22 protein-coding genes are annotated in these 23,222 nt (G+C 57.3%); 12 read left to right on the top strand and 10 right to left on the bottom strand.

Annotation, left to right across the window (positions count from 1 at the left end):
* Positions 1-35: 35 nt before the first annotated feature.
* Positions 36-1,907, bottom strand: a complete 1,872-nt coding sequence (locus NCG89_RS12375; RefSeq protein WP_251086854.1) for a fatty acid desaturase — start codon at positions 1,905-1,907, stop codon at positions 36-38.
* 382 nt (positions 1,908-2,289) lie between these two features.
* Between NCG89_RS12375 and NCG89_RS12370 the strand changes: the two genes are divergently transcribed.
* From NCG89_RS12370 to NCG89_RS12360, 3 genes are all read left to right on the top strand, one after another.
* The gene (locus tag NCG89_RS12370) at positions 2,290-2,733 is read left to right on the top strand and encodes a BlaI/MecI/CopY family transcriptional regulator (protein WP_251086853.1); all 444 of its coding nucleotides are present in this window, start codon (positions 2,290-2,292) and stop codon (positions 2,731-2,733) included.
* Between the two features lie 10 nt (positions 2,734-2,743).
* The gene (locus NCG89_RS12365) at positions 2,744-3,844 is read left to right on the top strand and encodes a M56 family metallopeptidase (protein ID WP_251086852.1); all 1,101 of its coding nucleotides are present in this window, start codon (positions 2,744-2,746) and stop codon (positions 3,842-3,844) included.
* Positions 3,845-3,955: 111 nt separating this feature from the next.
* Complete coding sequence (locus NCG89_RS12360) at positions 3,956-4,594, top strand: energy transducer TonB (protein WP_251086851.1); 639 nt, start codon at positions 3,956-3,958, stop codon at positions 4,592-4,594.
* A gap of 68 nt (positions 4,595-4,662) precedes the next feature.
* Here NCG89_RS12360 and NCG89_RS12355 read toward each other — a convergent pair whose 3' ends face one another.
* A complete protein-coding gene (locus tag NCG89_RS12355; RefSeq protein ID WP_251086850.1) occupies positions 4,663-5,661 on the bottom strand; it encodes a helix-turn-helix domain-containing protein in 999 nt (332 codons plus the stop codon).
* Between the two features lie 136 nt (positions 5,662-5,797).
* Between NCG89_RS12355 and NCG89_RS12350 the strand changes: the two genes are divergently transcribed.
* From NCG89_RS12350 to NCG89_RS12335, 4 genes are all read left to right on the top strand, one after another.
* A complete protein-coding gene (locus NCG89_RS12350; protein WP_251086849.1) occupies positions 5,798-6,745 on the top strand; it encodes a DUF7064 domain-containing protein in 948 nt (315 codons plus the stop codon).
* Between the two features lie 26 nt (positions 6,746-6,771).
* The gene (locus NCG89_RS12345) at positions 6,772-8,010 is read left to right on the top strand and encodes a phosphotransferase family protein (RefSeq protein WP_251086848.1); all 1,239 of its coding nucleotides are present in this window, start codon (positions 6,772-6,774) and stop codon (positions 8,008-8,010) included.
* Positions 8,007-8,516 carry a hypothetical protein gene (locus NCG89_RS12340; RefSeq protein WP_251086847.1) on the top strand — a complete coding sequence of 170 codons (510 nt, stop codon included), beginning with the start codon at positions 8,007-8,009 and terminating at the stop codon, positions 8,514-8,516. Before NCG89_RS12345 ends, NCG89_RS12340 begins: the two co-directional genes overlap by 4 nt.
* Before the next feature lie 330 nt (positions 8,517-8,846).
* Positions 8,847-10,355 carry a sensor domain-containing diguanylate cyclase gene (locus NCG89_RS12335; protein WP_251086846.1) on the top strand — a complete coding sequence of 503 codons (1,509 nt, stop codon included), beginning with the start codon at positions 8,847-8,849 and terminating at the stop codon, positions 10,353-10,355.
* 11 nt (positions 10,356-10,366) lie between these two features.
* Here the strand turns inward: NCG89_RS12335 and NCG89_RS12330 are convergent, their stop codons facing one another.
* From NCG89_RS12330 to yghU, 3 genes are all read right to left on the bottom strand, one after another.
* Positions 10,367-11,278 carry a pirin family protein gene (locus NCG89_RS12330; protein WP_251086845.1) on the bottom strand — a complete coding sequence of 304 codons (912 nt, stop codon included), beginning with the start codon at positions 11,276-11,278 and terminating at the stop codon, positions 10,367-10,369.
* Positions 11,279-11,361: 83 nt separating this feature from the next.
* Positions 11,362-12,189 carry an alpha/beta hydrolase gene (locus NCG89_RS12325; RefSeq protein ID WP_251086844.1) on the bottom strand — a complete coding sequence of 276 codons (828 nt, stop codon included), beginning with the start codon at positions 12,187-12,189 and terminating at the stop codon, positions 11,362-11,364.
* Between the two features lie 400 nt (positions 12,190-12,589).
* Entirely contained in the window at positions 12,590-13,441 is an 852-nt protein-coding gene (yghU, locus tag NCG89_RS12320; protein WP_251086843.1) for a glutathione-dependent disulfide-bond oxidoreductase, read from the bottom strand.
* Between the two features lie 137 nt (positions 13,442-13,578).
* Between yghU and NCG89_RS12315 the strand changes: the two genes are divergently transcribed.
* Positions 13,579-13,863: an acylphosphatase gene (locus NCG89_RS12315; protein ID WP_251086842.1), complete on the top strand. Its 285-nt coding sequence runs from the start codon at positions 13,579-13,581 to the stop codon at positions 13,861-13,863.
* A gap of 22 nt (positions 13,864-13,885) precedes the next feature.
* On the opposite strand, the gene NCG89_RS12310 is transcribed toward NCG89_RS12315, so the two are convergent.
* From NCG89_RS12310 to mtgA, 4 genes are all read right to left on the bottom strand, one after another.
* Positions 13,886-14,443 carry a hemerythrin domain-containing protein gene (locus tag NCG89_RS12310; protein WP_251086841.1) on the bottom strand — a complete coding sequence of 186 codons (558 nt, stop codon included), beginning with the start codon at positions 14,441-14,443 and terminating at the stop codon, positions 13,886-13,888.
* A 219-nt stretch (positions 14,444-14,662) separates the two neighbouring features.
* The gene (locus NCG89_RS12305) at positions 14,663-15,112 is read right to left on the bottom strand and encodes a bactofilin family protein (protein WP_251086840.1); all 450 of its coding nucleotides are present in this window, start codon (positions 15,110-15,112) and stop codon (positions 14,663-14,665) included.
* On the bottom strand, positions 15,010-15,885 hold the full coding sequence (locus NCG89_RS12300; RefSeq protein WP_251086839.1) for a M23 family metallopeptidase: 876 nt from the start codon (positions 15,883-15,885) through the stop codon (positions 15,010-15,012). The genes NCG89_RS12305 and NCG89_RS12300 overlap by 103 nt, the downstream gene beginning before the upstream one ends.
* Positions 15,886-16,170: 285 nt before the next feature.
* Positions 16,171-16,869 (bottom strand): monofunctional biosynthetic peptidoglycan transglycosylase, encoded by a 699-nt coding sequence (mtgA, locus tag NCG89_RS12295; protein WP_251086838.1) that lies wholly within the window; start codon positions 16,867-16,869, stop codon positions 16,171-16,173.
* 136 nt (positions 16,870-17,005) lie between these two features.
* Here mtgA and NCG89_RS12290 point away from each other — a divergent pair, with 136 nt between their 5' ends.
* Entirely contained in the window at positions 17,006-17,926 is a 921-nt protein-coding gene (locus tag NCG89_RS12290) for a histone deacetylase family protein (RefSeq protein ID WP_251086837.1), read from the top strand.
* Complete coding sequence (locus NCG89_RS12285; RefSeq protein WP_251086836.1) at positions 17,892-18,212, top strand: hypothetical protein; 321 nt, start codon at positions 17,892-17,894, stop codon at positions 18,210-18,212. The genes NCG89_RS12290 and NCG89_RS12285 overlap by 35 nt, the downstream gene beginning before the upstream one ends.
* Positions 18,213-18,433: 221 nt before the next feature.
* Here the strand turns inward: NCG89_RS12285 and NCG89_RS12280 are convergent, their stop codons facing one another.
* Positions 18,434-19,822 (bottom strand): hypothetical protein, encoded by a 1,389-nt coding sequence (locus NCG89_RS12280; protein ID WP_251086835.1) that lies wholly within the window; start codon positions 19,820-19,822, stop codon positions 18,434-18,436.
* 443 nt (positions 19,823-20,265) lie between these two features.
* On the opposite strand from NCG89_RS12280, the gene NCG89_RS12275 reads away from it, so the two are divergent.
* Complete coding sequence (locus tag NCG89_RS12275) at positions 20,266-22,698, top strand: AsmA family protein (protein ID WP_251086834.1); 2,433 nt, start codon at positions 20,266-20,268, stop codon at positions 22,696-22,698.
* Positions 22,604-23,038 carry a hypothetical protein gene (locus NCG89_RS12270; RefSeq protein ID WP_251086833.1) on the top strand — a complete coding sequence of 145 codons (435 nt, stop codon included), beginning with the start codon at positions 22,604-22,606 and terminating at the stop codon, positions 23,036-23,038. The genes NCG89_RS12275 and NCG89_RS12270 overlap by 95 nt, the downstream gene beginning before the upstream one ends.
* Positions 23,039-23,222 lie beyond the last annotated feature (184 nt).

Here is a 23,222-nt window from a genome sequence, read left to right as displayed (position 1 = left end):
ACAGCCCCACCTTGGCGGTGGGGCCTTGCAACCCGTTACAGATCCAGGCTCAGGCGATCGCCTTTGGCGCGGGACACACACAGGCACATTTGATCGTTCGCCGCTTTCTCTGTCTCGGACAGGAAGGCGTCACGGTGATCCACTTCGCCGTCGACAACACCGGTGATACAAGTACCACAAGTCCCTTGCATACAAGCGTAAGAGGGCTCCACACCGGAGTGCTGCAGTGCGTCGATGATGGACTGATTCGCCTTCACCTCTACCTCTTTGTTGGACTTGGCCAGGTGAACGGTAAAGGGGTGGCTCGCCACATCCTCAGCCATCGGCGCCGCGAAGGACTCGATGCGGATATTTTCGGGGTGCCAGCCCAAGCCCACTGCCGACTCGCGCAGCCAGTTCATAAAGCCACCGGGGCCACAGATGTAAATCTGGGTATCGTGGCTCGGATTGGCCAGCACCGTTTCAGGCGCGAGGGCGCTGCGACCATTGTCCTGGTCCAGGTGAATGTGCACATGCTTGGCCAAACGGCTGACACTCAGCTCCTTCTTGAAGGGCACCGCCTCTTCGTTACGGGCGCAAACGTGCAGTTCAAAATCCTTACCAAGACGAATCAGGCGGTGCGCCATGGCCAGCATTGGGGTAATACCAATACCACCGGAAATCAGCACAAAGCGCTTGGCGTTTTCATACAGCATGAAGTTGTTTTTCGGGCGACCGATCTTGATCACCTGACCCACTTCAAGCTGGTGCATTGCCTTGGAGCCGCCGCGACCGTTCTCTTCACACTTCACTGCAATGCGGTAGCGGTTGCGAACGTCATCGTGCTCTACCAGAGAGTACTGACGGATCAGGCCTTCTTTAATGAAGACGTTCACGTGGGCACCCGCTGCACCTTCTGGCAACAGTACATCGCTGTCGGTCGGCTCGAAGACGAAGGAGCGGATTCCCTCACCGACTTCCTCAATGCTGTATACCTTCACTTCAATCGGCGCATTCACCTCTTCACCGGGCACCCAGATCGGTTCGGCAGAGGGCTTCAGCCAGCCGCGCTCAGGAATCGGCTGCTTCTCGAGAATACCGTTGGCCAGATCCCACACTTTGCGGTAGCGGTACCAAGGCAGGTGAGGCAACAGGTGGTGAATGTGGTGGTTTTCCTGACCAAACATCAGGCCGCGCAGCGGCGAGCTTTCATCAATATGCACGGTTGATTGAAAGGGCTCGTTCTCCCAGGTCATGCCGTGGGGATGCTGAATGTGGGCAAAGGTATACGCCACCAGACCCAGACCCAGACGCTGGGGCACCACGTACAGCAGCAGGAACTCCGCCCAGTACGGCGACAGCAAGAACACCGCGTGCAGCCCGATCACCGTCGCCATCATCACATAGACGTACATCTTGATGCGGGGGGACCAATTCTCACGGCCGTTCTTGAAGAACCAGGCCAGCCAGTGAATGTCGGTAAACATCAGGTAAGACAGGCCCGCCCACTTGGGCACATTCACCAGCCCACAATCGGGATCGCGACCTTCCTGGCCAACATACCGGTGATGGTCCATGTGAATCGCGCGGAAAGCGGGCATGTTCATGCCCGGCAGCAGAATTTGCCCAGCCGCGGTACCCAGCAGGTCATTGACGAAATTGTCCGACGACACGGCCCGGTGGGACGCATCGTGCATCGGCGTGAACGCCAGATACACCGCCACAATGTTAAAGGCGATCGCCAGCCACCAAGGTATCATGTCGCTCAGATACCAGTAGCAGGACAGAATAAAGGTCGCCAGCGACGCGATGGTCAGCAGCGTCTGCGGAATGTCGTACTTCTCCATCTTCATGACGTCTTTGTAGCGAGGGTCATGAGTGATCTGGTTCAGCACTTCACGTACGGTTTGATTAGTGGTTACGGTCATAGTCGTTGACTCTACTTTTATTCGGAATTAAAAAATCCATACTGCCACCTGACTTCATATCGAAGGCTGCTTACACTACGGCGCGGCGTTTGCGTTTTATCAAGAACATCCAACGGTACTGACTGGATGTTCAATTTAAACGCTGCCAGCCCCCTCCTTCGAAAAAGCCGAGGAAAAAGCGATCAGCCCTGCTTTTTCCTGAATACAGTACGCAAGATAACGACCTATTGAGCAGAATTAAAGCAATTCAGGGTGTCATTTCTTGCCAACTTTTCGCGCTCAAGCACACCTCCCTCCGATCAAATTTTTGCCTTCTACATCGAGCTGAGCTTCAAAACTCGTCAGACGATGACAACACATTGGCTATCCACAGGTCTTGTGTTTGGAAAAACCACTTGACTTGCAAAACAAACGTGCTAATTTTTTAGCATGTGCTACATTTTTAGCAGGTTGGGAAATGGCCGAGCAACTTAGCCGACGAGAACGCCAAATCATGGACGCCCTTTACCAGCAGGGACGGATCAGCGCCCGCGAGGTGCAAGAGGCCATTCCAGATGCGCCAAGCTACTCCGCAGTGAGAGCCTTGCTCGCGAGGTTAATCGAAAAGGGTGAGATCAGCGCCTCAAATGAAGGTCAGCGACTTCTCTACGAGCCAGCACGTTCAATACAACATGCTCAAGGGTCTGCCATAAAGAGACTAGTAAGCACTTTCTTTGGCGGCTCGGGGTTTCGGGCTGCCACAGCCCTGCTGGAGCAAGAGGCACTGAAGCCCGACGAGATCGAAAAATTACAACGTCTTATCGATCAAGCCCGCAACGGAAAGTAGAGGTGATGCTATGATGGCCCAAGCCCTGTTTTCGACTCTATTCGAGGTGTTGCTATTACTGCTGGCCGGCAGCGCAATTCTGGACTACCTCCACCACCGATCTCCTCAGTTCTTACAACGCGGCACGCTATGTCTGCTGACTTCCGCTCTAATTGGTCTGATTGCGGGCCCGTGGTTAAACCACACCTACATTCCGCTGCTTCCGGTCACTGTCATTCTCGATCCTATAACGCTGATCCCTAAAGATACCGCGGCCAGCTCCGCATTGGTGCTAGCCTGGCAGATATATATCGCTGGTGTGATTGCTTTGACAGCCGGCTGGTTGGCCGCCTTAATCAAAATTTTGCTAATTCACCTTCGAGCACGCCAAGTGACCCATCGTGGTTGGCATTTGACTCTTTCAAGGCTCACTCATCGCCGAGTCCGTTTACTTGCATCATCGCAGATTCAGAGCCCGATGACGTGGGGCACTTTCTGGCCTGTGATTTTGATTCCCGAGAGAGCGCTACGATGGCAGCAAAACCACATCGAATGGACCCTGCGCCATGAAATGAGCCATATCAATAATGCCGATTGGCTAAGCCAACAAATCAGCCGGCTGAGCTGCATCATATTCTGGCCAATACCCTGCGCCTGGCATCTGCTGCATACCCAGTGTCAGGAAGCGGAGGTAGCCGCTGACAATTGCGTCCTTGCGAGTGGGGTCGATGCACCAGACTATGCCGCGTGGTTACTGCAGCAGGCGGCCGGTATGCGATATCGCTGTAGCGTCGCCTTAGCACCAGCCGGTCGTTTAGAAAACCGCTTTGCTAACTTACTACATCCCCGCGATGAGCAGCAAAAAGCCACGCCTAACATTGTCTGGGCATCGGCGGTAGCAGTTGGCGCAACGATGATTGCGACACTGGAAGTAGGCACACTTGCGAGCCCGGTTGTACCTCAGTTTGGCATACCGATAGCCCGGATAGCCGCTCCGAAGCCACTGCCCGCACCAGGCACAGCCCTAATTCAGCGATTGTCACACCCTCTGCAAGGACAAGTCATCCCGCGGCCACCTGCACCGCCACCCGTTGCCCGAGCGCCCGCACCATTAAACTCCGCCCCACCATAAACTTCGCGGGCAGGAAACCACCCAACCTAACCAATTAGACCAAATCGCACTCGCAGCCGTCACAAGCTAAGAGCCAACTCGTCCAGAAAAAAGTAATCAGGAGTACTTGTTATGACTGCAAATATGCTGAACACCTCACCAATTCAACTGACCTCTATATTTAAATACCCGATGATTCTTTTTACGGCGATACTGATAACACTGCTAACGTTTACTTTAATGGAAAAGCTAGTTCATAGTGACCCGGAATTTCCAGAAGAGATGGTCAATCATCGAGTAGCAACTGTAGTAATGGATCCACCGGAACCGATAGAGATACAGCCACCGATCCCTTCACCACCAGACGTGCCGTTACCACCGCCGATGCCGCCCGCTATCGCACAAAACTTCAGCCAGGCGCTGACGTTCGATGTGCCACTTCCGCCTCCGCCACCAACCACTCAGATCAAGCACGAGAATTCTGGCTCTGCGGACTCTGGCGCGATCCCGATTGTTCGCATTGCACCAGAATATCCGCAACGCCAAGCGCAGAGAGGAGTAGAGGGTTATGTTGATTTAGCTTTCGATATTTCGATCACCGGGCAGCCGATAAATATTCGGATCTTGGAATCACAGCCCCAGGGCGTTTTTGACCGAGCCGCTTCTCGCGCTTTAGCTCGCTGGAAGTACCGCCCTAAGGTCGTCGACGGCGCCCCAACGGTTCAATATGGACAGAGCACTCGAATTCGTTTCGACCTACAAAAAGGCTAGTTAGCATCGGTTCCCGGGAACCGCTATCGCCAGTGAGATATATGATACCGAGCTTCCTCACCGCACACTCACACCTTGGCCTTCTGTCGCCACTGCCGTGGCGACATCCCCGTCCAGGATTTGAAGCTGCGGCTGAATACCGCAATATCGGCAAAGCCGAGATTGAGCGCCAGATCGGTGATCGGCACATCGCTGCGCATCAGGCTCTCTTCGGCGATGGCCTGCCGGGTTTCCTTCAGCAGCATCTGGTAATGGGTGCCCTCGGCTTTAAGCTTGAGTTGCAGCATCCGCGGATGCAGATCGAGATTCGCGGCAATCGCTTCTACGCTGCACTCTCCCGACGACAGCAATTGGGCAATAATGGCGCGCACCTGGCTGGGCAGGCTGTTGGGGTGCTGGGCCTGAAGGTCGCGCAGGCGTTCATGGAGATGGTGCTGAATACTCGCCTGGTCCAACAGCGGTCTCTTTTTCAGCCAGGCGGGGTCGACCAGCACGCCATCAAAGTCGCTGTTAAACACGCAGCAGCGATAAAACCGGCAGCCCGCGGCGTCTGGGTGCGACGGTGGCGGCTGACGCAGCTGCAGATTAAGAGAAAAGCGGTCCGCCCCCGCCAGCCCGGCGACAATGTTTGCCAAATGGCCCACCGAGAGCTGCAGCAATTGATTGACCCCTTTCGGGCTACCGACATCAAAGCGCATCTGAATGCGGACAAGATTGCCCTGTGGGGATTGGGTCAGGTGCACGCCACGGGCAACCAGGTAAATATGCCGGCTCAATTCCGCCAGTGCCAGATCCACCGATGGCTCGCTGGACACGGTTGCAGGCAAATCGCCCAACACACCGGGACGGTTTTGCCCGGCTAGAATCAGACCCAACAGCGGTTGGTCACAGGCAATTGCCGCGTTCTCTAGCAGCAAGGCCATCTTGCTGTAAGAGATATACGTGTCGGGATTGCGAAACTGGACCTCAGACAGGCCCGAGGCCCGGATTAGCTGGATGGGGTTGGCGCCAAAGCCAGCAACCAGGGCCTGAAAGCCAGTAAGCGCACCACTTCTAACAAGGTTCACGAATCACCGTCGCCCAGCGAATTTCGCGTAATATCAAATTTATTTCGCAAAAAATCAAGTTTGCATTTTGTCAGCCCTTTACCATTCTTAGCTCAACGCAATCAAACAACGCCCTAACAATAACGAGGTTCACACTGTGTTTGACGATATCAAACTGAGCAGACCCGACCTGGCCATCGACCCGGTACACGATGACCGCCATATCCTTCCGGAAAACCCCTTCGGCCGTGAATCGATCCCCTACACCATCGTGCTGCCAGAGGAAGGCATTGCCGCCTTCACCTACACCTGGGTGAACAAAGCGGGAGAAGCCGGCGCCGCCATGGCTATTTTTGGACCCGGTATAGACAAGCCAATCCAACAGCGCCTGGCCGACCGCCCGGTGGATAAGGATATGAATTTTGGCAATTGGCAGATTGAAAACTTTCAGATGCGCCAGGACCTGAAATTTAAAAATGCCTCGGTGCGCTGGGAGACTGAAGACGCCGTTATCGACTTCACCTTTGAAGCCCTTCACCCCCCCTATGCTTACGGCTCCCACAAAGACGGCTGCCCGGGCTACACCGCGGTGAATCGCATCGAACAGTCTGGCCGCACCAAAGGCTATATCAAGCTGGCCGACCGCGAGATCACATTCGACACCTTCGCCCATCGCGATCACAGCTGGGGCACCCGGGTGTGGGAGGCATTCCAGACCTACAACTGGTATGAAGGCCAGTCTGCAGACGGCAACACCATTGTCCATTACTGGCGCTACTTCGCCATGGGCCAGGAAAACCTGCGCGGGTACGTGGTCAAAGATGGTGTGATGGCGGAACTGACCGACATCCAGACCAAGGTCGAGTTTGATGACGGACTCTGGCACAAGCGCGTTACCACCCTGCTCACCGATGAACTGGGTCGCCAAACCCGAGTAGAAGCCGAGTTTTATGCCCACTACGCACTGCCACCCTCAGAGCATTGTGTGCTCCGGGAGGGCGCGGCCAAGGCCACCTACGACGGCCAGGAAGGTCCAGGCTGGATGGAAGTGTACTGGCAGAACTCTTACCTCGAGTTCTACAATAAAAACGGCTTTCCAAAATAAAAATCATTAAAAGCAGGTAAAACGCGATGCAAACAGATCAAGCTGCTGCCGATATTCGGCAGTACCCCACAGAGGCTTTTATTGAAGCCCTGCGCCAGCGCTTCGCCACCGATCACGAAGTGGATGTGGTGCTGACCCGCAAAATGCAGAACCGCGCCAAGCGCCAAGAGGGTTACACTCCAGTGACCCTCGACCAGTTGGTTGACGGGGTGTCCAAATTGATCGCCAGCAAAGTGCAGGGCGAATTCAGCATCGACAAACCCCGCTGGTTGTCTGGCGGCGCCTCCATGCTGCAAATGGCCTTTCAGCTCAACTGGCAGGGCGAAAGCGGCACCGAGGATCGCCACACCACCCCCATGGTACTGCGCATGAGCCCCATGGAGCCGGTGGTAGAAACCAGCTTTTTGCGCGAGGCGGAGATCGTCAAGTTTGTGGCCGACAACGACATCATGCCCGTTGCCAAGAGCTACTGGATCGACGAGGACGGCAGTCACCTGCCCTTCCCCGCCATCGTTTACGGCTTTGTTACCGGGGTGGCCAAACCCAGCAAAATCCCCTCCACCCAGGTTACCGGTGTGGGGCTCAATTTCGGCCCCGAACTGCGTACCAAACTCGCGCCTCAGGTTATCGAGCAAATCGCCAAGCTCCATGCCTTTGATGCCAGCGCTATTAACTTGCCCGGATTCGATCCGGTAACCGTTGGCAGCAATGACAGCGTGGTCCGCGAGATCAATTGGTGGCACCGGGTATGGGAAGAAGACCGGGGCGAAGACGAACCGCTGATTCAGATTGCCGCCAACTGGTTGCGCCGCAATGCGCCGCCGCTGGACCACGCCTCCATCGTTCACAACGATATGCGCAGCGGTAACTTTCTGTTTGATGAAGACAAGGCCGAGATTACCGCCTGGCTGGACTGGGAATTGGTCAGCATTGGTGATCGTCACCAAGACCTCGGCTGGCTCACCGGCCCCCAATTTGGTCACTTTGCTGAAGACGGCAAAACCTTCCTGGCAAGCGGTTTGATGCCCACCGACGAGCTGCTGGCAGCGTATGAAAAGGCCACCGGCCTGCCCGTCGACCCAGTGCGGATGCGGTACTACGACGTGATGAATGCCTGGAAGGCCGCCATCATCGTGATGGGAACCGGTTACCGGGTTGCCAACGGCAGCAAGAGCCACCAGGACGTGGTGGTCGCCTGGCTGTCGGCCATTGGTTACCTGCTACTGGGTAGCCTCAAACAAAAACTGACGGAGGCCATGGCATGATTCCCGATATTCAACTGCAACTGAAATCCGTCATTAAGTCGCTGAAAGACAACGTGCTGCCGGCGGTTGATGCCAACAATGAACTGGCTCAACAACAAATTCAGCTGTCCATGGCCACCCTGGATATGGCGCTGAACAATCTCTCAGTGATCCACGGTGTGCTCCGCAAAGACATGCAGCACCATCTGGCGATGGCCCAGGATCTGCAGGCTGCGATTTCCGACCCGACGATTCAGGGCCAGCTGAGCCAGCTGATTGGCGACACCGAAGCTGCACTGCAGGACCCCAGTCGCGGATTTACTGACCTGCAAACCGCCGCCCGGGCGCTGAGAGACGGTATTGGCACGGCCATCGCTGGCAGTGAAAGCGATGCCGCCAAGGTTGAGAAAGTGGTCCTTGCTCACTCCGACGCCAGCCTCAACCTGGGTCGCGCATTGAACAAGCCCACCGGGTTTGAGCCCGCCCCCGAGCTCATCCCCAGCGTCGAATCCCTTCTTACCACCTGAAGGTCTTTTTGGGGGTGTTACGCGCCCCCGTTTTTCCTTACCTCACCTCACCTCACCTCACACTACGTCACACCCCGCCCCACAGCTGGGCAAGTACACTGCATCTCTAAGCCTCAAAACTGTGCACTAACAGCCGCGAACATCGTGGAAATACCCTACAAAAAATAACCACCCCATAGATTTACATCAATTCCTTGTTAATTGAGGGGCTTCTCTATTGTTAAGAAATTCACAAATCGATAAAGTGAGGACAACTTATTCTTGACGTTAGCCCTGCTGCCGCCCTTGGATAACCGAAACGCCCGGAAACGACCCCTGGAACGATTCGCTGTGCGCAAACCCAAAGACCAGCTTGCACAATTGACCGAGCATTTTCGGGATCTCCACCGCCTCATGCTGGCCGATCACGCCAGCCCAGAGGCCCTATTCAGCGACTATCTGGCTACCGGGCTGCGCGCCTTTTCCATGTCGACCGGGCTACTGGTCTGCCTCGAAGACGACACCGCCACCATTATCGATTGCCTGCCCGCCAACACCCAGCTACAACCCAACGACCAGATATTGATTGCCGACACACCGCTGGAGCCGCTGGTCAGCGCCCAGGCCACCATGGCGGTGCCAGATGCCGGCCGCAACGCCTTGCGCTTCACATTAAGTTCGCCAGAGGCCAAAGCGCTGTTGGTTGCGCCAATTTGGACTGAGGGCCGTCTGTACGGCGCCATCTGCTTCACCGACACCCAGCCCAGAGACACGCCTTTTCCCGAGGGCGATACCGAGCTGATCGAGCTGATGGCCAAAGCCCTGGGGAGGAACATCGAGCGCAATCACCTCGAGGAACGACGCCGGCAGGCAATGCAGATGGTGCGGGAGAACATGGAGTTGTTTGAATCGGCCTTTCAGCATGCCGCCATCGGCATGGCCCTGGTATCGCCAACTGGGCGCTGGCTGCGAGTAAATCAATCCCTCTGCGATATCGTGGGTTACAGCACCGCCGAACTGCTCGAAACCGACTTCCAGACCATTACCTACCCGGATGACTTGCAGAAAGACCTGGATTTACTGACCGAAGCACTTGATGGCAAGCGAGACACCTATCGGATTGAAAAGCGCTATATCCGAAAGGACGAGAGCCTGGTCTGGGTCCAGCTCAACGTTTCGGTGGTTCGCGACCGCAGCGGCAGCCCCCGCTACTTGCTGTCACAGATCCAGGACATTACCACCCAGAAAGAGGCGATCAACGCCCTCAACCAACGCGGAAACGAGCTGGAGGCGGCCAACCGCCACCTTCAAGATATTGCCATGACCGACCCCTTAACTCTGGTGCGAAATCGGCGGGCCTTTGATGTCGAGCTGGAGCGCCTGGTAGCCGAGGCCACCGCGTCAAACGGCCACCTGTCCTTGCTGCTGGTCGACGTGGATCACTTCAAAGCCTATAACGACGCCCTGGGTCACCCCGCAGGTGACGCAGCCCTCAAGGCGGTGTCCAATGCCCTGCTTGGCGGTGCCAGAGCCAAGGATGTGGTCGCCCGCTACGGGGGTGAGGAGTTCGCCATCATTTTGCCCCATACCGATGCCGAGGCCTGCCGCCACGTGGCGGAGCGCTTGCGGCGCAACATTGAAAACATTAGCGCGCTACCCAGCGCGATCACCGCCAGCATCGGCTCTGCCACCCAAAACCCGCACCGCCACGGCGATGAGCTTCCCCCGCGCAACCTGCTAAAGCGTGCCGATCTTGCGCTGTATGCCGCCAAGGAAGCCGGGCGAAATTTATCCCTTCACTTTGATGACCTCGACACCGAGAGCAGCCAGACCACCCACCGCCAGCAACAGGCGACCTGACCCAGGCAGCCTCAAGGCAGCGGAATAAACTCCTCCTCGTCACCCACTACCTTGGCAAACCGACCCGCCTGCCAATCCGCTTTTGCCTGATCGATCCGCCCCTGCTCAGTGGAAACGAAATTCCACTCCATCACGCGCTTGCCCAGTGGTTCTCCCCCTATGACAGCCAATCGACTATCCGAGGTCGCGGTAACCACCACACCCTGGCCGCCCGACAGGACCCCCATACTGAAGGTCGGCAATTCACGCTCACCGATCTGCAGCGCGCCGGCAGCAACATACACCCCCATCTCGGCCACATCCGGCAACACCAGTTGCTGACCAGCGCGCAAATCCGCCTCCATGTACAAGGTGTCTGAAAACGTCTTCACCGGAGAGCGTTTACCGTAAGCACCCCCCATCATCACCCGCACCGGCACGCCGTCGACATCGACCGCAGGGATTTCCGCCGAGGGATAATGATGAAACGCCGGGGCGACCTCCTGCTGGTCCTCCGGCAGCGCCAGCCACAATTGCAAACCGTGCAAGCGATGGGCGGTGGCGGTGATTTCCGGCCGCTCCCGTTCGGAGTGGACAATGCCGCTCCCCGCCACCATCAGGTTAATATCCCCCGGCCGAATCGCCTGATAGCTGCCCAAGGAATCCCGGTGCAAAATTTCCCCCTCGAACAGGTAGGTCACCGTGGCAATACCGATGTGGGGGTGGGGCCGCACACTAATACCTTCACCGGGGCTAAACTCAGCAGGCCCCATGTGATCAAAAAACACCCACGGCCCGATCATCCGGGTGCCCACGGTGGGCAGCGAGCGACGCACACTGAAACCGCCCAAGTCTTTACTCTTGGGCAACAGCACTCGCAATAGCGCGTCGCAACCGGGGTGGCTGTCACAGCCTTGTTCCGTGAGATCTGCCAAATTGCTCATCGGTCTCTCTCCATCATTATTTATCGAGCGCGCCTCGCACTTCACTGCGCCAGATTATGGCTTCATAGCGCCGCACTGCGGCGCTAATCAGCGCCTCTGGGGATAGTATCGCGGGCGGAGGTCAGCGCAAACTCCACCCCGCGGCGCTCTGCCCCATCACCGAGTAGATACGTGCCGATATGGCCGAGCAGGTGGACGGTATAGGTCTCAACCGGTACCCCTTTCGCCACCAGGGCCTGGCGCATAAATTCCATCTGTTCGGGCTGAACCAGGGCGTCCCACTGGCCGTGGTAAAGCAATACCGGAGGCGAATCTTCCTCAACATGGTTCACCGGCGAGGCTTCCTGCCAGGTCGCCTCCGCCTCAGCCATCGGCTTGCCGATGAGCTCGATCACCAGTGGTGATTTGGGCCAGGCCGTCAGTTTGGCCGGCGTGCCTCCAGCCACAATGCTGCTGAGAAAAGGAGGTTGCTGCCGCGCCAAGCCCGCCAGCAAAATCAGATGAGCACCGGCCGAGTATCCCCAACCGCCAATCTGGTCTGGATCAATGCGATAGCGCTCAGCATTGGCATAGATCCACTCCAGCGCCGCATTAACATCATCCAAGGGAGCCGGGTAGCGGTGCGCGGGTGCCAGTCGGTAGGTGACGTTAAACACCACAAATCCCGCATTCACCAGACGCCGGCAAATTGCCGTCATATCGCCGCTGCGGTTAGTCCAACCACCCCCGTGAACCACCACCATGGCCGGGCGCAGTCCCGGGCTGTCGGGCAAGTACAGATCGCCAGTCAGGGATTGATCTCCTCGCGTGACAAAAGCCTGATCGCGCAGCACCTGAAGGGGCTTTCCCGAGGCAACCACCGCACACCCGACTGCGGCGCCAACTAGCAGCAAAACCAAAAATACCTTCATCAATGCCCTCCCAGCGCCCACATTAACTGCCTCATTAACAACCCCACTGGTACGGCCAGGTTCAGCTGCCGGATGCCAGGCCAGCGCGCAGGCAAGTATACTTTTTATCAATATTGTGTCGTAGCAAAAAGCCAACTACAGGAAGCGCTGCTTGCAGAGTCAAAAAATCAGGGATTTAGATAGAATTTGTTCAAAAACAGTAGCACTTATTTCGCCTTACCATTGGACATGCCTGTGAAATATTGATAAAAAGAATACCTCCATACAGGTTGTAAATAGTCCACCACAATCTGTTGGAGCGCGATGCTCCTGCGGGGCGCATCTTCAATCACCCAACCTCAACCTTACCGCTGGCATTCCAGCGGTTTTTTTTGCTTCTCATCTAGCCTGAGCGCGCCCACTAAAAATCATCGGCACCGTGGCGCTCAACTACCCGCGTGGCTTCATCGCCCCACAAGCGGTTGACCCTGGCCCCTCGCTGCACCGCCGGTCGCCCGCCAAGCTCCTTCGCCCAACGCAGCACATGGGTATAGTCGGCGACACTTAAGAATTCACCGGCGCTGTACAAGTTTCCCAGCACCAATTCGCCGTACCAGGGATAGGTCGCCATATCGGCGATGGTATAACTCTCGCCGCACAAGAAGCGGTTGTCCGCCAAATGCCGGTCAAGCACATCCAGCTGGCGCTTCACCTCCATGGTATAGCGATCAATGGGGTACTGGAGCTTCTCTGGCGCATAGGCATAGAAGTGGCCAAAGCCGCCTCCAAGAAATGGCGCACTGCCCATTTGCCACATCAGCCAGGAAAAACACGCCGCTCGCTCAGGCTGGCTCGTCGGCAGAAATGCGCCGAACTTTTCTGCCAGGTACAGCAGGATCGCGCCTGACTCAAACACTCTTAGCGGCGGCGATTCACCGCAGTCCAGTAGCGCGGGGATTTTCGAGTTGGGGTTGATGGCAACAAAATCGCTGCCAAACTGCTGCCCCTCACTAATATCAATGGGGTAGGCATCGTACTCCGCCTCGATTACCCCGGACTCCAGCAGCTCCTCGAGCATGATCGTTACTTTGACCCCATTCGGGGTGGCCAGTGAATAAAGCTGTAAGTCGTGCTTGCCCTTGGGCAAAGACTGATCAAAGGTCGCCCCCGCCACCGGTCGGTTGATATTGCTGAATTTACCGCCACTGGCCTGTTGCCATTGCCAAACCCGGGGAGGCTCATATCCTGCCCCACCTTGCTGCTCATCAGACATACTCTTCTCCTTCAGCCGAGCACGAGCGCCCGTTAACCGTTAAGGGCCTTATAGTGCGCAGAGGGGCGCCGGCAGTGCAACTTGCACCCATATCCTGTTACTTCACAATAGGGTTTCGGGAATTGAGGGAGATAAGGATGAAAACCGTGCGCCTGCTGATTAGCGGCACCGTTCAGGGAGTCTGGTATCGAGGCTGGACGCGCCGCGAGGCCATCCAACGAGGCTTGCACGGCTGGGTAAGGAACCGGTCTGATGGCCGCGTTGAAGCCTTACTGAGCGGCCCGAACGAGCAGGTGGACGACCTGGTTAAGGCCTGCCAAATCGGGCCGCCGGCTGCCTCAGTGTCGGGTATTGAGGTCAGCTCCGAGCAAACCCCGCCACCGGCCGGGTTCACGCAGCAGCCGGACTACACCGTCGACTGAGCAGCCACACGCTCGCCACCCGTCAGTCGACCCGGCGCACCTGAGGTAACCCCAGCTTATCGCGCAAATTGGTCTGCGCATCCCACTCGGCATGACCAAACAAGGGGTCGCTGACCCGGCTGATTCCCAGCAGAATTTTCCGCCAGCCTGCATCATCAATATGGTTTTCAAACAGTGGAAACAGAGCCGCCTCCTCCCGCGCCATGTGCTTTGACTGCAAGTCGAGATAGCGCTGCAGGCATTCTTTAATGCGCTCCATCGGCACCACGTGGTCGCTGTAAACCAGCTGGAACAACCAGCTCAGGCGCAAAGTTTCACGCTCGAGCTGGGTGTGTTGACGACGAATGCGCTCCAACTCCTCCCACACCCCCACTTCCCGCGCCTGAAGATAGTCGATGGCTGCGTCCTCAAGGGGGTGGTGGAACAGCTGGGGATAACCGCGGATATAGTCGATGGATTGCATGATCAGATCGATGTCGCTATCACGCAGTGATTGGCCATAACCGCCTACCTCGCGTTGCAGCATATCGAGGACGCGGGAGAAGTTGGCGTGATCCTGGCGCAATTGTTGAACCGGCATGATTGCGAAAAATCCTGAAAGCGATTGGCGATCTCGCCAATGTCATCTCTCGGGCGGTTTGCGACAAGTGCTAACAGGCAAAGGCTTGATCTAGATCAGCCCTTTGCCACATAAAAAGCCGGAAATGCGTCACAGCGCTCAGCTTCGCGAAGAAAATCCTCATCGCCGAGCACAAAAAAGGGCGCCATTGGCGCCCCTTATGACCTACATCCTGTTTTCTCAGGACTGCTGTTCCACCCTGGCCTCAGGGGCAGCACCTTCCTTTTCACTGCCGCCGTCGACTGCCCGCAGCGAGGTCGGCTTCGGCTCATGTTTCTTCACCTGACTGGCGCCCACAAACTGGCCACCCGACTCAATCACAAACTCCCGCACCCGGATTTCTCCCGAGACCTGGCCGGTGGCAACAATTTCCAGCCGATCGGCGTCAATTTTGCCATCCATCACGCCACTGATCAGCACTCGCTTGGCGGAGATCTCACCCTTAAAGCTGCCAGACCGACCGATTGTGACATCAGCCGATGAGGTCAACTGCCCCTGAAGCTTTCCGTCGAGATGAAAGTTGTCCTTCAGCTCGAGGTCACCGACGACGCTTGTGCCAGCTGCGATAGTTGTCGTTCTGGGCGCAGAGGCACCGTCGTCTTTCTTAACGTTTTTGCCAGGGAATCCCATTTGATTTTTTCCTCTCGAGTGAATAGCACATCGTAATTTTCCCAGGACCACTCCATAAATGCCCGGGGCGCCAGGCGCCGATGCAGGTGTCGAACCTCATAGTGAAGATGGGGCGCACTGGACAACCCGGTATTACCGGAATAGCCAAGTAGATCGCCCTGACGAACATAATCACCCACCGCAACTATTGGCTTGCTGAGGTGGCCATAGAGGGTGGCAAAGCCGAAGTTGTGACTCAGCTTTACCAACTTACCGAAGCCACTGTTGTGATTGCCGGACCACTCGACCACACCGTCGGCCGTGGCGTAAACCGGCGTGCCCTCAGAGGCCCGCAAATCCACCCCGCCGTGGAGCTTCATCGTGCCGAGCACGGGGTGCTTACGCATACCGTAATAGCTACTGACACTGGGGTCTTGCAGAGGGTAGCCACTGGGAATCGCGGTAAGCATATAGCGCTTTTCCTGGGCTGTTTGGCTGGCCGTATCCAGACGCTCATAGAGCGCCTCTTCCGGTTCCGGGCTGATTCCCATCATGCTCTCGATATTACCCAGCTCGTCACTCATCATCGACAGTGCTGCGGCCTTCTCTTCAACCGTGGCCTGCAACTGACGCTGCTCTTTTAGCAACGCCTCGTTTTCGAGCTTGATCTTGGCCTGGTAATTCTGCAAATCCCGAAGGTCGCCGCCGAGGGCCTCAACCCTGCCAGACAGAAAGTAAATGATCAGAAAACCGCCGAGGAAGGTTGTTGCCAGGAAGATACCGATACCCGCCATGAACCGCCGCATAAGCTGAGTAATAGTGTAATGCCGGGCGCCTTCAAAACTTGTTATTGTGACCCTGTAGTGCTCGCGCATCATTTTTCTCGTTATCGAGGCTATAAACGCGCTCTGACTATCGTCTGACGGGTGTCCATTGTCCCGCGAGCTGGTTTATTGCAAGCCTCAGTCCCCTCAAACCGCTGCGCATTTTTTTATCCCCTTACGCAACGCAAGGCCCGATTATGGTGTTAGTTGGCAAATGATGCAAATTTGTATGTCTCACAAACAAATAGACGAGAATTAGCGCGAAGTGTAAATGTCGCCAATCCAGCGCTCGCCGCCAAGGTGCTGTTGCTGGCGCAGGTTCCAGGCGGCCCGCTCTTGCAAATAGGCCGACGGCGCCCCGGGGTGATAAATCAGCGGGCCCGGCAAAGCAGAGGCTAACAGCGCCGATTGCTGGCGGGATAGCTGTCTGGCATCTACCCCAAAATGCGCCTCACTCGCTGCGGCAATACCAAACACCCCGGGCCCCCACTCGGCAATATTCAGGTAGACCTCCAGCACCCTGCCCTTGCTCCAGCACAGATCAATCAACACTGCCAGCCAGGCTTCCAGGCCTTTACGCACCCAACTGCGACCGTTCCACAGGTACAAATTCTTCGCCACCTGCTGGGTAATGGTGCTGGCACCGCGCAACTCACCACGCCACCGCCGTTCAGCAACCGCCTGACGAATGGCTGCCAGATCAACCCCATCGTGTTGCAGGAATCGCTGGTCCTCGGCCACCACAACCGCCAGCGGCACATGGCGGGGAATGTCAGACAAATCCCGCCACTGTTTGGTGACTGTGTAATTGCCACCACGGTGTTCCCAGCTGCGCACCAACATCAACATCGAACCGGGCGGATCGATCCAGCGCAGCGGCAACACCAAAGCCACACTGAGCAGTACCACCAACAGCACTGCCTTCACACACCATCCTGCCAACCTTACCCACATAGCCTTTCCCTTTCTCAAACGGCAGCCGCCGACCCGAAGCGGCACTTTTCTAGCGGAGTCCCTTCATGCACTATGACACCAAACCGAATTTGAACAGGACCGCCAGCCAACCTCTGCCAGCATCCGGATACGCCCTTTGCTTAACGATCGCACCGCACTTCCCCTTGTCAGCAACCCAAATTACAGCTTTCCCTTCCCCGAAAGCCATCGCTTTCCAATGGCAAAATTCCGCTTGCTACAGGCGTATTTGCGCGACACCGGCTTGCTCCATCAGCACAACCACTTTCGCCCCGCCGCTGCCAAATTCGAACTATTGGCGCTCTGCCACTGCCCCAACTATATCCGCGACTTTCTCGGCAATACTCTTGACCGAAGTGCACTGCGGCGCCTGGGCCTCCCCTGGAGTGAGGCCTTAGCCCGAAGAACCATCACAGCGATCAATGGCACCTTACTGACCGCCCACCTGGCCCTCAAGCACGGCGTCGCCTGCCACCTCGCCGGCGGCACCCATCACGCCCACTACGATTTTGGTTCCGGCTTCTGCGTGTTTAACGACCTGGCCGTCACCGCCCAGGCCCTGCTGAGACAGGGCAAAGCGCAAAATGTGCTGATCTTTGATTGCGATGTCCATCAAGGCGATGGCACGGCCACCCTGCTCGCCAATCAGCCCCGGGCCTTTACCTGCTCCATCCACTGTGACAAAAACTTTCCGGCGCGCAAGGCGGCCAGCGACCTGGATGTGGAAGTCAATAAAGGCTGTGGTGACCAAGAATATCTCGACATTGTTGAGACCACGCTGACTGGTTTGCTCGATCAGCTTACCCCTGATCTGGTGCTGTATGACGCCGGCGTGGATATCTATAAAGAGGACCCTCTCGGGCTCATCGATATCAGCCTCGAGGGATTGCGCCAGCGCGATGCCCTCGTACTGGAAAGCTGTATTCAACGCGGTATTCCGGTCGCTACTGTGATCGGAGGAGGCTATGACCGGGATCACCAGGCCCTGGCCCGGCGCCACGCCATTGTGGTGGAAGAGGCGGCGAAGTTATTTCGCTAGGCGCTCGCTGGACGCTGGACGCTGGACGCTGGACGCTGGACGCTGGACGCTGGACGCTGGACGCTGGACGCTGGACGCTGGACGCTGGACGCTGGACGCTGGACGCTGGACGCTGGACGCTGGACGCTGGACGCTGGACGCTGGACGCTGGACGCTGGACGCTGGACGCTGGACGCTGGAAAAGCATGATTTGGCGCCGGCGCTCGTCAAGCAACTAGCGCACTCTTTTACTCCAACACCAATCTCTGTTCAGCGTCGCCCCGGCCTCCGAGCCGGGGCCCAGTGACTCTCGAGCTTAAAACTCCTGGATTCCGGATCGCAAACAACGCGTCCGGAATGACGGATCCACGGAGTCCTCCGGAGGCGCCGCGTCCGACGTCAGACCCATTCCGCTCTTCGTCGCTCCGCCCGACCAACCCGGCTGGATTCCAAAAAGCAAGCAGCGCATCCAACGTCCAAAAAAAAGCGGCCACTAGGGCCGCAAAACCAAGGGTAGGATTCGTTACTTTAGTTGCCCAGACCCGCCAGACCGCCGAGCAAACTCTCGAGCAATCCGGTCAGCAGGGTAACCGGGTCAGCGCTGGGGTTATCCAGCAAACCCTGGGTCAATGTGCAGAGCACATCGAGGCCTGTGCCAGCCACCGGACAACCGGCGGCACCAGCCGAGCCACCCAGGCCTGCAGCCAGTGGTCCAAGAATCACGTCCAGCGGCGTCCCACTGGGCTCACCGGAAGATGCCATTAGCGCATCGAGTACGGCTGTCAGGGGCTGAAGAATGGGTTCTAGGCCGGTGTCATTAGGCAGCTCGGGCAGAGAACCAGACAGCGCACTTTCCACAAGGGTTTGCAATTGCGCCAGGGGGGTTCCCGCCAGCGGCGATTCACCACCACCGCCGAAACCAGCCAACAGATCTTCCAGGCCACCTTCGAACAAGCTGGCAAAATCACCGCTCGTCAGGCCATCAAAAGCGCCGGTGTCGCCGCCAATCAGCCCAGTGATTGCCGCAACCGCTTCAGCGATTGGCCCGCTGATGACGGGGCCCGCACCGGCCTGCTCTTCAATCAGGGCAATGGGCAGCACCTGAGTCAACACATTGTTGAGCAGGTGGTCCAACGTGGTCGCAACACCCGCCGAGGTGCCATCGGTGTCCATGCCCTCCAGTGCCGCAATCGTGGCGGTCAGATCAATCAATGCAACGTCGATGGTGGTAAGCAAACCACCCAGTACCGGAGCACCCGCAAGCTGGCCGCTGCTATCGGCTTCAAAGACCATTGCCAGACCGTCAGAAAAGGCATCGCTCAATTGGCTAAGCAAACCGGAAAGGCTTGCCATGCTGGGGTCGCCACCGTTTTCAAAGCCACCCAACACGGGCTCAATGGCTTCAAACAAATCGGCCAGTGGTGTTCCCGCCAAGGGGTTTTCACCGGGAGCTGGACCGCTCGCGCAGTCACCATCAGCCAGTGATCCCAGTACCGCAGGCAAGTCAGTGGCAAACTCGGTGATCGCCGTTTGCAGTTGCGGCAGCGCTTCGTTCGCCAGTGCTTGGGGGTCCTGCAGCGATTCGGGGTCTGCGGCGACGATCACCAAGAAGCTGTCGAGGATATCGAGCACATCCGTCACAACAAGCTGGCTAGCGCAGCCAACCAAGCCCTCTACCGGCGTACCTGCTGCACCCTCGGCCAGTGGCGCAAACACCTGGGTTGCCAGCGGTTCCTGAACGGCATCCAGCGGCCCCTCAACATTGGAGTAGCCGTTGGCCTGGGGAGTCTCACCACCACCGCCTCCGCCGGAGTTGCCACCACCGCCTCCGCCACCACCGCCGCCTCCGCAGGCGGTCAATGCGATTGACGCACTCAATGCCACTGCTGACAGTAAATTCTTGGAATCCTTTAACATGTTGTGCTCCACATAGGTTGTGCTTCGAACCGAGCGACGCACTGGTAATTTGCGCCCTTCGGACCATTGAATTTTGATCTGCCTGAAGCCCCTGTTTTTTGGGTTGCGATCAGACAATTTTTCGCGACTGTTTAATGGTGTTATTTGTCAATCAGCCAGCCCAGCAAACATGTTTCGATTCAATCACCACCCTCTAACAAAGTGACTACGTGATAACCGAAACAAAATGAGACATACTCGACATGTCTGATGTGTTGTACGCTGACGCCGATCTTTTTAGCCGATGGCAGGCTATGGTGCCTACCGGGGTTTCTACTGACGGGAGTAGCGGTGCAGCGCAGCCAGCCGCGCGCCGGTGGCATAAAATTCCTTGGCAGTAGCAAGAAACCCTCGCCATCAATGGCAGTCACACTAACCATCACCTATCACCGGGGAACGACCACATGAACCGCACCCTGAAATGGACTCTAGGCATACTGGTGGCCGCGCTGGCCACGGTCAGTCTCGCCGCAGCGGCGCTGATGTTCTGGATAGATCCCAACCTGTTCCGGGACGATTTCGAGCGACTGGCAGCAAAACAAGGTGTTGTACTGAACCTGGGCGGCGAGCTCGGCTGGCGCTTTTGGCCCGAGCTACAAATCGTTAGCCGAAATACCAGCATCGCCGCCCCCGACGCCCCCACGCAACCGCTCGCCAAATTTGACGAGTTATCAGTGGCTGTCGCGGTCATGCCGCTGCTGAACAAACAGGTAGTGGTACGCGGTCTGGCTGCTGACGGGCTGGAAGCAAACCTGTCGGTGGACAAAAACGGGATCGGCAACTGGAGTCAGCTGGGCAAACGCGGCAGCCAGGTGGGCAGCGCCCCAGCCTCTCCACCGACGGAGAAGACGGCGACAAAAGCGGCCACCAGCAGCGAAGGTGACGGGGGCGCTTCCGAGGGCGGGCTGAATATCGGCATCGATAAACTCGATATCCGCAACAGCGCTGTTCGCTACCACGATGCCCGCAGCGAACAGAGCATTGAAATCACCAACCTGAATCTGAGCGGCGAGAACATCGCCCTGAGCAGCGACGGGCAGCCGGTCAGCACTTTTCCCCTGAGCATCAGCGCTGACCTCGCATTGCGCGACCCGGCGCAACAGGTCACCGCTAAACTAAGCTTGCAAGGCGACCTGGGTAGCAACGACGCCTTCAACCAGTTTGAGGTGAGTAACAGCCAGATCAAGACCGAGGTGAAACGAACCCAGGGCGAGCTTAGCCAGCAGATTAGCGCGCAGCTGACAGCCGCCATCAAAGTGATTCTGCCTAGTGAGGGTAGCCCGCAGATTTCCGTGTTGGATGTAAAACAAGGCCAACTGGCTTATCAGGACCCCGCCAATGACCTGCGCCTGAGCGACATCTCCCTCAACACCACCTTGCTCCCGGGCCCGCCCCAGGCAATTTCCCTGAGCGCCAACATCAGCGCCAAATCAGCCTCGGGCGACTACACCACGCCGCTGGCACTGACTGGCAAGTATCAACTCAGCCCGGCAATGGATGCGCTATCGGTCACCGACCTGAATCTCAGCCTCAAACCCGGGGGCGAGTCCGTCATCCTGAGCGGCAGCAGCGAGGTCAATTTTGCGCCGCTTACCTACAGCGGTACGTTAAAGCTGGGCACCTTCAACCCCCGGCAATTGACCAAATATCTTGCGATCACCCTGCCCGAGATGGCCAACCCCAAAGCGCTCACCTTGGCTGACGCGAGCCTGGCCTTTGACGGCAACGAGGAGCGCCTTCAAGTCAACAATCTGGTACTGCGGCTGGATGCCAGCAAGTTCACCGGCTCGGCCACTGTACCCTTCGCCGGCAATGCCCCCTATGTGGCCAGCATCAAGGGGGATGTGCTGACCGTTGATGACTATCTGCCGCCCAAATCAGAGAGCGGCCCAGCGGAGGGCGCCGATAAAAACAGCGGCGGCAGCGATGCTCCAATTGATCTCAGCGCCCTGCAGGACCTGAAACTGAAGCTCGACCTCAAGATGGGCCAACTTCGCTACAGCGACATTCCCCTGAGCACTGTCCAGCTGGGTGCCAACGCCCAGGGCGGTAAGCTGACAGTGAACCCCTTAAGTGGCACCGTTTACGACAGCCCCTTTTCGGCAACGGCCACGGTAGATGCGAGCCAATCCAACTACCGCTACCAAATTCAAGGCAACACCCAACAGCTCCCCGTTGGGCAACTTCTCAAAGATCTGGGTGTGGAAGAGCGCCTCAGCGGCAAGAGCGATGTTGACCTCAACCTGAGCGCCAGAGGCAAGACCGTCAGCGCCATTGAAAATAGCCTGGACGGCAACATCCTGCTCAAGGGCAAGCAGTTCCAGTTTCAAGGCATTAACGTGGAGAAGGCCTTCTGCAGACTGGTGGCAACCGTGCAAGGGGAAACCTTCAACGCCGAAGGCTGGCCCGCGTTTACCAACTTTAGTGACAGCACCACCAAGGTCAGCTTCAAACAGGGGGTGGCCAAAGTGGAAAAACTCGACGCCGGTGTCTCGCGCCTGAATCTTACGGGCGAGGGCAAGGTGAATCTGCGCAAATCAGCCTTTGACATGGTGTTCAACACCAAGCTTACCGGCAACAGTGGTGAGGGCCTTTCCTGCGTAGTGAAAAACAAGAATCTGCTCAACCGGGCCATTCCCATCCGCTGTAAATCCGAATTCGACAAAGTTGGTGCGTTGAGCTGCCTGCCCGACCCACGAGTCGCCGAGGATATTGCCAAAGAGAAAATCAAAGACAAGGTAGATGAAAAGGCAAAAGAGGTTATCCAGGAGAAACTGGGCACTGAAAAAGGCGAGGCGGCCAAGCAGATATTTAATCAGCTGTTTAAAAAGAACTGAGGACGCTGGACGCTGGACGCTGGACGCTGGACGCTGGACGCTGGACGCTGGACGCTGGACGCTGGACGCTGGACGCTGGACGCTGGACGCTGGACGCTGGACGCTGGACGCTGGACGCTGGACGCTGGACGCTGGACGCTGGACGCTGGACGCTGGACGCTGGACGCTGGACGCTGGACGCTGGACGCTGGACGCTGGACGCTGGACGCTGGACGCTGGACGCTGGACGCTGGAGAAGCATGATTTGGCAGCGGCGAGTGTCAAGCATTTACCGCGCTCTCTTACTTCAACACCAATCTCTATTCAGCGTCGCCCCGGCCTCCGAGCCGGGGCCCAGTGACTCCCAAACTCAAAGCCGCTGGATTCCGGATCGCAAACAACGCGTCCGGAATGACGGATACTTGGAATCTTTTGTGAGCACCGCGTCAGACGTCCGACGTCAGACCCACTCTACTCTCCGTCGCCCCGCCCCCCAAGTCGGGGCCCAGCGACTCACGGACGCAAAGCCGATGGAAGCCCAATCG

Origin of the sequence: Spongiibacter taiwanensis (assembly GCF_023702635.1) — a bacterium.
Classification (GTDB): Bacteria; Pseudomonadota; Gammaproteobacteria; order Pseudomonadales; family Spongiibacteraceae; genus Spongiibacter; species Spongiibacter taiwanensis.
The sequence above is the reverse complement of the archived record's forward strand: the minus strand, read 5'-3'. Positions and strand labels throughout refer to the sequence as shown.